Below are 10,403 nucleotides of genomic sequence, written 5' to 3' on the forward strand. Positions count from 1 at the left end.
ACGTCACTCCCTGTTTCCGGCGACGGTCTCGCGCATGGCACGCAGGGACTCCTTCAGGGAACCCATGGTGGCCAGGACGGCCGTCGGCTCGTAGCCGCAGTGCGCCATGCAGTTGGCGCACCGGTCGTCCCTGCCGCGGCCGTAGGAGTCCCAGTCGGTCTTCTCGATGAGGTCCTTGTACGTCGTCACGTACCCGTCGCTCATCAGGTAGCAGGGCTTCTGCCAGCCGAACAGCGAGTAGTTCGGGATCGCCCACGCCGTGCACGGGAAGTCGACCTTGCCCTCCAGGAAGTCCAGGAAGAGCGGGGAGTGGTTGAGCCGCCAGCGCCGCCGGTTGCCGCCGCCGAACGCCTTCTTGAACAGCTCGCGGGTCTGCTCGACGCCGAGGAAGTGCTCCTGGTCGGGGGCCTTCTCGTAGGCGTAGGCGGGCGAGATCATCATCTCGTCGACCTGGAGGTCGTCGTTGAGGAAGTTGAGCACCTCGATGATGGTCTGCGGGGTGTCGGTGTTGAAGAAGGTCGAGTTGGTGGTCACTCGGAAACCGCGCTTCTTCGCCTCCTTGATGGCGGCCACGGCCTCGTCGAACACCCCCTCCTTCGCGACGGACTCGTCGTGCCGCTCACGCAGACCGTCGATGTGCACGGCGAACGCGAAGTACGGCGAGGGCTTGAACTTGTCCATCTTCTTGCGCAGCAGCATCGCGTTGGTGCAGAGGAAGACGTACTTCTTCCTGGCCACCAACTGCCGCACGATCTCGTCGATATGAGGGTGCATCAGGGGCTCACCGCCCGCGATGGACACCATCGGCGCCCCGGACTCCAGCACCGCCCCGACGGCCTGGGCGACCGGCATGCGCTGCTTGAGCACACCGGCCGGGTGCTGGATCTTTCCGCAGCCCTCGCACGCCAGGTTGCAGGCGTAGAGCGGTTCGAGTTCGACGATCAGCGGGAACTTGTCCCGCTTGCGGAGTTTCTGTTCGGCCAAATATGTAGCGATCTTGATGGTCTGGCGGAGCGGCATGGCCATCTGACTCACCTCCTGGGGAGCAGCAAGGAACGGTGCCATTCGACAAAAGCGGGAAGGACCGAACGAAGAACGCGGAAAGCCGATATTCCACCGCGTACCGTGCCGATCCGGACGAGTTCATGTTCTGGAGCGTCCACGACCACCCGTACGGCCGCAACCGGGCGCACGCCCGTGCGCACGGCGCAGTGGAGCGTGGCCGCCGACTCCATGTCGACCGCGATTGCGCCGGTCGCGAGCAGAGCGGCCCGCTCGGGACCGCGTACGACGTGGTCGGAACCGGTGAGCGGGCCGGTGTGGACGGTGCGCCCGGGCACGGCGCGCACCAGTTCCTTGACCAGGAGTTCGACTCCGTCGCAGCGGGTCGTGCCGCGCGGGTCCCGGGTCTCCTCGGCGACGACCAGGTCACCGGGGTGCATTCCGGGGGCCAGGCCCGCGCAGAAACCGGTGGCCAGGACGACGGCGTCGCGCAGCGCCGGGTCGGCGAGGGCCCGGGTGACGGCCGCCTCGGCCGCGTCGGGCCCCATGCCCGTACGCAGCACGGTGACGGGTCCGTCGCCGCGTGCGCCCCGGCGCAGGGCGAGCCGTTCGATACCGAGCGCGCAGGCGATCAGCAGCGGGGCCGGTTCGGGGGGCCTGTCCATCAGCCCCCCTTGACCTTGCCGGACGACTCGGCGAAGGGCTCGCCGTGGACGTACCGGCCGAGCGCGGTGAGCGGGAAGACCTGGCGGTAGAGGTGGTAGTTGATCGAGAAGTCCCAGGGGAAGCCGGTGCCGGTGAAGTACGGCTCGTCCCAGGAGCCGTCCGGCAGCTGGGTCGCGGCGAGCCACTCGACACCGCGTTCGACGGCCTTGGACTCCTGCTCCCCGGCGGCCAGCAGCGCGAGCAGCGCCCAGGCCGTCTGGGAGGCGGTGGAGGCGCCCCGGCCGCTCCAGCCCTTGCTGTCGTTGTAGGAGCGCAGGTCCTCGCCCCAGCCGCCGTCCTCGTTCTGGACCTTCGCCAGCCAGGCAACCGCGCGCCGGATCGCCGGGTGCGCGGCGGGCAGCCCCGCCGCGGTCAGCGCGGGCACCACCGAGCCGGTGCCGTAGACGTAGTTGACGCCCCAGCGGCCGAACCACCCGCCCTCGGGCTCCTGTTCGGCGAGCAGCCACTCGATGCCGCGCCGGGTGCGCGGATCGTGGGACATCCCCTCGACGGCGAGCATCTCCACGACATGCGCGGTGACATCGGCGGACGGCGGGTCGATCACCTCGCCGAAGTCGCAGAACGGCAGCTTGTTGGGCAGCGAACTGGTGTTGTCGACGTCGAAGGCACCCCAGGCGCCGTTCTTCGACTGCATCCCGAGGTTCCAGCGCACTCCGCGCCCGATGGCCTTCTCGACCCGCTCCGGGTCGTGGTGCCGGACCCGGCGCAGTGCGAGGACGACCTCGGCGGTGTCGTCGATGTCGGGGTAGTTGTCGTTGTGGAACTCGAACGCCCAGCCGCCCGGCGGCAGTTCGGGCCGGCGGACGGACCAGTCGCCGGGTCTGACCACCTGCTCGCCCAGCATCCAGTCGGCGGCCTTGACCAGTTGGGGATGGTCGGCGGGCACACCGGCGTCGGCGAGGGCGATGACGGCGAGGCAGGTGTCCCACACCGGCGACTGGCAGGCCTCGATCATCCGGGCCCCGTCCTCACGCCAGATCGTGAAGCGGTCCAGGGACTCCAACCCGGCCCGCATGACCGGGTGTTCGAGGTCGTAGCCGAGCAGGTGCAGGGCGATCACCGAGTAGACGGCGGGCGGCTGGATGCCGCCCCAGCAGCCGTCGTTCTCCTGGCGCTCGATGATCCAGCGGGCGGCGGCGTTCATCGCGGCCTTGCGCAGCCGGCGCACCGCGACCTTGCGGTAGCCGTGCAGAACCTTGTCGAGCCGCTGGAACGCACCGTCCCAACTGACCAGCGGAGCGAGGGACTTGCCCGGGTTCGGCATCCCGGCATCGGTGTGCAGCTCGTCGAGCGGGAAGGGCGCCGGGCGGACCGGGCGCTTCGCGCTGACGATGGTGAGCGGCACGATGGTCTGCCGGGCCCAGCAGCCGAAGTCGTAGATGTTGAGCGGCATCCACTTCGGGAAGTAGATGAGTTCCGGCGGGAGTTCGGGGAGGTCGTCCCACTTCCACCAGCCGAACAGGGCCAGCCAGATCCGGGTGAAGACCCGGGCGGCGGCGATGCCTCCCCGGTCCCGGACGAAGGCGGACGCCCTCGCCATGTGCGGCGCTTCGGGTGCGTCCCCGGCCAGCCGCAGGGCGACGTACGCCTCGATGGTGGCGGAGAGGTCGGCGGGTCCGCCGTGGAAGGTCGCCCAGGTGCCGTCGTCGCGCTGCTCGCCGCGGACGAACAACGCGGCTGCCTGGGTGGTCTGTTCGTCGCGGATGCCCAGGAACTGACGGAGCAGCAGGTCCTCGGCGTCCATGGTGACGTTGGTCTCCAGGTCGCCCTTCCACCAGCCCTGGGCGTCCTGCCGCGCGAGGAGATGATCGGTGGCACGCCTGACGGCGCGCGCGGCAGCATCCTGGACCCCTGCCGCCACTGGGGTGTCGGTGTCGGTTTCGCTGGCCGAGGCAGCGCGGGGCGGCAGTGCCCCGGTGCTTCCGTCGGTCGTCGCTGTCATGGCTTCCCCTTCGTGCAGTGGATGTCTCTGCTTGGGTCCGCCGTCGGCCGGTGCGCCACTGGAACGCGGCGCCGGCCGGCGACTACGCGAGGCTTATTCGACCGATAGTGATCATCTCTTTCGTACGACGACGAAGTCGGCGAGCGCGGTGAACTGCGCACGCACCCGGTCGGGCATGTCGATGGCGTTCAGCGCGTCGACGGCGATGGTGTGCTGCCGGCGCGCCTCCTCGGCGGTCCACTCCCGGCCGCCCGCCTCTTCGATCAGGGCGGCGCGGACGGCGAACTCCTCCTCGGAGAAGTTCTCGAAGTCGCTGCTCTTCGCGTCGGCGGCGAGCAGGTCGCCGAGCTGGTCGGCGGCCGGGCCGCTCGCCGCGAGGGCGGCGACGACGGGCAGGGACTTCTTGCGCTGGCGCAGGTCGCTCCAGGTCTGCTTGCCGGTGGCCTCCGGGTCGCCCCAGATGCCGAGGAGGTCGTCGACGGCCTGGAAGGCCAGGCCGAGGTGGTAGCCGTACTTCTCCAGCGTGTCGGCCGTACGGTCGTCCGCGCCGCCGAGGACCGCGCCGATGGAGCTGGCGCAGGCGAGCAGGGCGCCGGTCTTGTTGCCCTCCATCTCCAGGCACTCCTCGACGCTGACGCGGTCGCGGTGCTCGTAGGAGATGTCCTGCGCCTGGCCGTCGATGAGGGCGCGGGTCGCGGTGGTGAGGCGGCGGGTGGCACGGCCCGCCTCGACGGTGCCGAGTTCCAGGAGGATCTCGTTGGCCAGCGCGAACAGGGCGTCGCCGACCAGGATCGCCTGGGCGGGGCCGTGCACCTTCCAGACGGTGTCGCGGTGGCGGCGCTGTTCGTCGCCGTCCATCAGGTCGTCGTGCAGCAGCGAGAAGTTGTGCACCAGCTCGACGGCGACCGCGCCGGGGATGCCGACCTCGGGGTCGGCGCCGGTGACCTCGGCGGACAGGACGGCGAGCGCGGGGCGGACGGCCTTGCCTCCGTCACCGGCCGCGGGCCTGCCCTGGGCGTCGATCCAGCCGAAGTGGTAGGCGGAGACGGTGTCCATGGGCGCCGCGAGACGGCCGATCGCCGCCCGCAGCACCGGAGTGGCCAGGGTCCGGCCGCGCTCAAGGAGCGCGGTCACGTCCACTACGTCGGCAGCCTTCGGGGCCGGGGGCACAGTGGGCACAGTCTCTCCTCTTGGTGCGGTGCTGGGGGTGCGGGGGCCCGTCGCCTGCTGATGATCGAGCATCACGCTGCCTCCTCGACGTCGAAGAGGTGGTGGCGGGGCCGGCCCAGGGCGCCCAGCGCGGCACCGGCCGCGCTCACGCCACTGCGGACCGCACTCTCCATGGTCGCGGGCCACCCCGTGGCGGTCCACGAACCGGCCAGGTACAGGCCGGGGGCATTGGTGCGGGCGCCGGGCCGCAGCCGGCCGACGCCGGGGGCGGGGGCGAACGTCGCTGTCCGCTCCCGGGTGACGAAGAAGTCCCGCACCCCGGCGCCCCGCGCGCGGGGCAACAGCCGCTTCAGCTCCGGCAGATACCGCTCGCGCAGCGCCGCCACGGGTTCGTCGATCTCGTCCTGCGCGGCCGACTGGGACAGCGCCAGATACTGGCCGTCGCCGCCGAGCCCGGAAGCCTCGGTCCGGTCGAAGACCCACTGCACCGGGCTGCCGAGGGCCGCGAGGAACGGCGTGTTCAGCACCTTCCGGTCGTACACCACATGCACGTTGAGGATGGGCGCGGTGCCGATCTCCAGCAGCCGCCCGGGGGCGTCGAGCGCACCGGCGGGCAGCAGATCGTGCGCCTCCCGCTGGGGCACGGCAAGCACGACGGCGTCCGCGTCGAGCGTCTCGCCGGGAACCTCGACCGTCCAACGGCCGTTCTCGTGGTGACGGACGGAGGTGACGCGTGTACGGACTTCGGTACGCACGCCCGCGGAGTCGAGCGCCTTGCGGGCCAGAGTGTCGTGCAGTTCGCCCAGCGGGACGCGCGCCCAGCCGATGTCGGCCGCGCCCGGGTCGGACAGCAGACCGGTCTTGAACACCATCGCGGCGAGCCCGAGGGACGAGTCCCCGGCCACCGCGTTGAGGGTGGCGACCCCCACCAGGTCCCACAGTGCCTCGACGGCACGCGTCGACTGACCGTGCGCGGCCAGCCAGCTGCCGAAGTCCTGCGCGTCCAGCGCCGGGTCGGCGAGGTCCAGTGCCTTGAGCGCGAGAGCGGCACGCCCGACTCTGGCGCGCTCGGCGAGCGAGAGGTGCGGATACGTGGCCAGGCTGCGCCCGAGATGCAGAGGTACGGGCAGTGCGTCGCGCCGGAGTCTGCCCAGCCGCCGTCCGGCGGGTTTCGCCACGTCGACGACCGGCACGTCGAGCCGCGCCTGCACCGGGGCGAGTTCGGCGGCGTCGATACGGTCGAGGAACCAGCGGTAGGCCGTACAGCAACGCAGGTACACATGCTGGCCGTTGTCGACGGTGAGGCCGTCGCGCTGGAAGGAGAAGGCGAGTCCGCCGAGCCGCGGCCGGCCTTCGAGGAGCGTGACGCGGACCCCGGCGTCGGCGAGCGAGAGCGCGGCCGTGAGGCCGGCCAGGCCGCCGCCGACCACCACGGCGCTCTTCTCGCCGCCGTGGTGGCCCGGGCGCTCCCCGGGCTGCGTACCGTCGCTCATCCCGCACTCCCCCCTGCGCACCCGCCGCGCCGGATGAACGCCGCGCGGCAGGCCGTTGAAGTCAGGGACGCCGTCCCCGACCGGAGGGTTGCGCACCGTTTCGCCTCGGGCACCTCACCTTGGACCGGTTTGTCCATCAGGCCCGCCTCCTGACGGTCCGTCGGGACACATGCCGGGCGTCCAGACCGGACAGGCCGCGCACCGCGACGTACGCCTTCTCGCGTCCGGGCAGCGAGACCCGGCCGCGCAGGACGGCCTCCGGCTCGCGCTCGATGCGGTCGAGGAGCCGCCGGTAGATGCCGGCCATGGCGGCGACACAGGCGCCGCTGCGCCGGTCGAGCATGGGCAGCAGGCCGTAGCCCTCGGCGAACAGGGCGCGGGCGCGCCGTACTTCGAAGTGGACGAGGCCCGCGAAGTCGGAGCCCTCGGGCGGCTTCGGACCGTTGAACCCGGCCGAGCAGCCGAACTTGGCGAGGTCGTCGGCGGGAAGATAGGTCCGCCCGTCCTCGGCGTCCTCGCGGACGTCCCGCAGGATGTTGGTGAGCTGCAGCGCGAGCCCCAGCGTGTCGGCGTACTCGGGGGCGCGTTCCGCACCCCGCGCGCCCTTCTCGGTGCCGAACACGCCGAGCGAGAGCCGTCCGATGGCCCCGGCGACACAGCGGCAGTAGACCTTCAGGTCGTCCCAGGTCTCGTAGGTCTCGCCCTGTACGTCCATCACGACGCCGTCGATGAGTTCGTCGAGGCCGCCGAGCGGGATCGGGAAGTGCGTCCCGGCATGACTGAGGGCGACCGCGACGGGATCGGTGTCGTCCTCGTCGACCGCGCCCTCGCGCACCCGGGTGAGCAGCGCTCTGGTGTCCTCCAGCCGTGCCGCCTTGACCTCGGGGGCCAGCGTGCCGTCACCGATGTCGTCGACGCGCCGTGAGAACGCGTACAGGGCGGACATGGCACGCCGCTTCGCCGTCGGCAGCAGTCTGATGCCGTACGCGAAGTTGCGGGCCTGCTGCCCGGTGACGGCCTCGCAGTAGCTGTAGGCGGCGAGTACCGGTGCGGACACGTGTGGTTCCGACTCCACGGTCCGGATCACCCCTTTCCTCGCAGGGTTGTGCCCACCTCGCGCAGCAACTGGATCCTGCCGGGCTTGGGCGGGCCGGGAAGTACGTCGTGCTCGGCGGCGGCGATCGCGCGGACCGCCGCCTTTCCCCCCGCCACGAAACCCGCGAGCAGCAGCTTCAGCCTGCCGTGGACGCTCCCCACCAGGGGGGTGCCTTCACGCAGCAGGTCGCTGGCGCGGTCCGCTTCGTATGCGATCAGTGCGCGCACCGACGCTCCGGCGGTGGGGACGGCGAGGTCCGCCTCCTGGACGTGAAAGCGCTTCATGTCCTGGGCGGGCAGATAGATACGGTCGCGGCCGAGGTCCTCGGCGACGTCCTGGAGGTGCTCGACGATCTGGAGGGCCGTGCACACGGCGTCCGAGTGGCGGATCCGCTCGGGTGTCGCGGTGCCGGTGACGGCGAGGACGAGGCGGCCGACGGGGTTGGCGGACAGCTCACAGTAGGCGAGCAGGTCGTCGTACGTCTCGTACCGCGTGACCAGCTGGTCCTGGCGGTTGGCGGCGATCAGCCCGAGGAACGGCTCCGGGGTGAGGGCGCGGCGGCGCACGGTCGGCTGGAGGCGGCGCAGCAGGGGGTGGTGCGGGGTGCCGTCGAAGACGCGGCGCAGGTCGGCCTCGAAGGCGTCGAGGAGGGCGAGCCGGTCGTCGGCCGCCTCGGGGGCGACGCCCAGCAGGCGGGCGTCGGCGCCGCCGGGGGCGAGGTCGCCGTCACCGATGTCGTCGACGAGGCGGGCGAAGCCGTAGACGGCCATGAGGTCGGTGCGCCAGGCCCTGGGCAGGAAGAAAGGGGCCACGGGGAAGTTCTCGTCCGCGGCCTTGTCGAGCGTGCCGCGCTCCGGGTCGGCGGTGCGCGTGCGACCGGTTGCCGTCACCGTTCACTGCCCGGGGCGGGGACGGCACACGGTGTGGGGAGCTGGGGAGTTTCCGTAGCCATCGCCGTCACATCTCCCGTTCTACACTGCTGACCCAATGGGCACTATTTCGGACACGCCGCCCGGCCGTCCGCGCGGCGGTCCGATGCCGGGTGTCGCGCGGTATCGCCCTACTTGCCGCGATTCAGCACCCGTACAGCTTACGTTGTACAACGCGGCATGGTCCGTCGGGGTGTCCTGCGCATCACAAGAACGAACCGATTGGCGTCAAGATTCCTGGGGCGGACCGGAGTTGACGTTTCCTTTGCAGACGCGGGGCCCCGCCGGAACAGTTCCGGCGGGGCCCGTTTTCGCCCGGCTGATCTTCACCGGGCCGTCCGGCTACTTGCCGGTGAACTTCTCGTACTCCTTGAGGACCTCGTCCGTCGGCCCGTCCATGCGCAGTTCACCGCGTTCCAGCCACAGGACACGGTCGCAGGTGTCCCTGATCGACTTGTTGTTGTGGCTGACGAGGAAGACCGTGCCGGCGTGCTTGCGCAGCTCCCGGATGCGGTCCTCGGAGCGCTTCTGGAAGGAGCGGTCGCCGGTCGCCAGGGCCTCGTCGATCATCAGTACGTCGTGGTCCTTGGCGGCGGCGATGGAGAACCGCAGCCGCGCGGCCATGCCGGAGGAGTAGGTGCGCATCGGCAGGGTGATGAAGTCGCCCTTCTCGTTGATGCCCGAGAAGTCGACGATCTGTTGGTAGCGCTCCTTGATCTCCTCGCGGGACATCCCCATCGCGAGACCGCCCAATATGACGTTCCGTTCGCCCGTGAGGTCGTTCATCAGGGCGGCGTTGACGCCGAGGAGGGAGGGCTGCCCGTCCGTGTACACGTGCCCGCTCTCGGCGGGGAGCAGGCCCGCGATGGCGCGCAGCAGGGTCGACTTGCCGGAGCCGTTGGAGCCGATCAGGCCGACGGCCTCACCGCGGTAGGAGACGAAGGAGACACCGCGTACGGCGTGCACCTTGCGTACGCCGGGTGAGTCGCCTCGCCTGACGATCCGGCTGAGGGCGGAGGTGGCGCTGCCCTTGCCGGTCTTGGCGCCGTTGACGCGGTAGACGATGTGGAGTTCGTCCGCGATGACGGTGGGGATCTTGTCCCCGGGGATCGGGTCAGCCACGGCCGTACCTCTCCTCCGACTGCCAGAAGTACACGAAGCCGCCGAGGGCGAACAGCGCGGCCCAGCCGCCCGCGACCGCCCAGACGTGCGGGGGCAGGTTCTCCGAGCCGTAGCCGTCGATGAGCGCGAAGCGCATCAGGTCCATGTAGATGGCGGCGGGGTTCCACTGGAGGACGTCGGCGAGCCACTGGGGCTTGTCGGCGAGCATGACCGGGATGGAGAACATCACGCCGGACGCGTACATCCACGTACGCATCACGAACGGCATCAGCTGGGCGAGGTCCGGGGTGGACGCGCCCCAGCGGGCCATGATCAGCGCGAGGCCGGTGTTGAAGAGGAACTGGAGGACCAGCGCCGGGATGATCAGCAGCCAGGACAGCTTGGGGTAGCTGCCGAAGCCGATCGACACCACGAACAGCACGATCATCGAGAAGAGCAGTTGCTGGAGCTGCTGGAGCGCGAAGGAGACCGGCAGGGCGGCGCGCGGGAAGTGCAGGGCGCGCACCAGGCCGAGGTTGCCGGAGATCGCGCGGACGCCCGCCATCACCGAGCTCTGCGTGAAGGTGAACACGAAGACGCCCGTGACGAGGAACGGGATGTACACCTCGCGGGGCATGCCCCGGTCGGCTTCGAGGATCACGCCGAAGATGAAGAAGTACACGGCCGCGTTGAGCAGCGGTGTGGCCACCTGCCACAGCTGGCCGAGTTTGGCCTGGCTGTACTGGGCGGTCAGTTTCGCCTGCGAGAAGGCGAGGATGAAGTGACGCCGTCCCCACAACTGGCGGACGTACTCGACGAGTCGGGGACGGGCGCCGCTCACGGCGAGCCCGTACTTCGCGGCGAGTCCGGCCGCGGAGAGGCCGTCGTCGGGTGACGGTCGGTCGCTCACCGCGACACCGCCGTCATGCGTTGTCTCACTCACA

10 protein-coding genes are annotated in these 10,403 nt (G+C 70.6%); all 10 read right to left on the bottom strand.

Going from position 1 to position 10,403, the window contains the following annotated elements:
* Positions 1-3 precede the first annotated feature (3 nt).
* The 10 genes from hpnH to CW359_RS12235 all read right to left on the bottom strand — a co-directional run bounded on the left by hpnH (position 4) and on the right by CW359_RS12235 (position 10,402).
* On the bottom strand, positions 4-1,026 hold the full coding sequence (gene hpnH, locus CW359_RS12195) for an adenosyl-hopene transferase HpnH (RefSeq protein WP_105969883.1): 1,023 nt from the start codon (positions 1,024-1,026) through the stop codon (positions 4-6).
* Positions 1,027-1,031: 5 nt separating this feature from the next.
* The gene (locus CW359_RS12200; protein WP_105969884.1) at positions 1,032-1,667 is read right to left on the bottom strand and encodes a phosphorylase family protein; all 636 of its coding nucleotides are present in this window, start codon (positions 1,665-1,667) and stop codon (positions 1,032-1,034) included.
* The gene (gene shc / locus CW359_RS12205) at positions 1,667-3,670 is read right to left on the bottom strand and encodes a squalene--hopene cyclase (RefSeq protein WP_105969885.1); all 2,004 of its coding nucleotides are present in this window, start codon (positions 3,668-3,670) and stop codon (positions 1,667-1,669) included. Before shc ends, CW359_RS12200 begins: the two co-directional genes overlap by 1 nt.
* A gap of 111 nt (positions 3,671-3,781) precedes the next feature.
* The gene (locus CW359_RS12210) at positions 3,782-4,849 is read right to left on the bottom strand and encodes a polyprenyl synthetase family protein (protein ID WP_105969886.1); all 1,068 of its coding nucleotides are present in this window, start codon (positions 4,847-4,849) and stop codon (positions 3,782-3,784) included.
* A gap of 62 nt (positions 4,850-4,911) precedes the next feature.
* Positions 4,912-6,333, bottom strand: coding sequence for a hydroxysqualene dehydroxylase HpnE (gene hpnE / locus CW359_RS12215; protein WP_105969887.1), 1,422 nt, complete (start codon positions 6,331-6,333; stop codon positions 4,912-4,914).
* A complete protein-coding gene (locus CW359_RS47550; protein ID WP_408647475.1) occupies positions 6,330-6,470 on the bottom strand; it encodes a DUF6380 family protein in 141 nt (46 codons plus the stop codon). Before CW359_RS47550 ends, hpnE begins: the two co-directional genes overlap by 4 nt.
* The gene (gene hpnD, locus CW359_RS12220) at positions 6,470-7,420 is read right to left on the bottom strand and encodes a presqualene diphosphate synthase HpnD (protein WP_105969888.1); all 951 of its coding nucleotides are present in this window, start codon (positions 7,418-7,420) and stop codon (positions 6,470-6,472) included. The genes CW359_RS47550 and hpnD overlap by 1 nt, the downstream gene beginning before the upstream one ends.
* Entirely contained in the window at positions 7,417-8,319 is a 903-nt protein-coding gene (gene hpnC, locus CW359_RS12225) for a squalene synthase HpnC (protein ID WP_105969889.1), read from the bottom strand. Before hpnC ends, hpnD begins: the two co-directional genes overlap by 4 nt.
* A 381-nt stretch (positions 8,320-8,700) precedes the next feature.
* Positions 8,701-9,480, bottom strand: a complete 780-nt coding sequence (locus CW359_RS12230; RefSeq protein ID WP_105969890.1) for an ABC transporter ATP-binding protein — start codon at positions 9,478-9,480, stop codon at positions 8,701-8,703.
* Positions 9,473-10,402, bottom strand: coding sequence for an ABC transporter permease (locus CW359_RS12235; RefSeq protein ID WP_105969891.1), 930 nt, complete (start codon positions 10,400-10,402; stop codon positions 9,473-9,475). The genes CW359_RS12230 and CW359_RS12235 overlap by 8 nt, the downstream gene beginning before the upstream one ends.
* Between the last annotated feature and the right edge of the window lies 1 nt (position 10,403).

It is taken from the genome of Streptomyces geranii, from assembly GCF_002954775.1.
Lineage (GTDB): Bacteria > Actinomycetota > Actinomycetes > Streptomycetales > Streptomycetaceae > Streptomyces > Streptomyces geranii.

Excerpts from the sequence above, each read along its gene's own strand:
- hpnE (WP_105969887.1), bottom strand. The coding sequence starts at position 6,333 with ATGAGCGACGGTACGCAGCCCGGGGAGCGCCCGGGCCACCACGGCGGC.
- CW359_RS12200 (WP_105969884.1), bottom strand. The coding sequence starts at position 1,667 with ATGGACAGGCCCCCCGAACCGGCCCCGCTGCTGATCGCCTGCGCGCTC.
- CW359_RS47550 (WP_408647475.1), bottom strand. The coding sequence starts at position 6,470 with ATGGACAAACCGGTCCAAGGTGAGGTGCCCGAGGCGAAACGGTGCGCA.
- shc (WP_105969885.1), bottom strand. The coding sequence starts at position 3,670 with ATGACAGCGACGACCGACGGAAGCACCGGGGCACTGCCGCCCCGCGCT.
- hpnH (WP_105969883.1), bottom strand. The coding sequence starts at position 1,026 with ATGGCCATGCCGCTCCGCCAGACCATCAAGATCGCTACATATTTGGCC.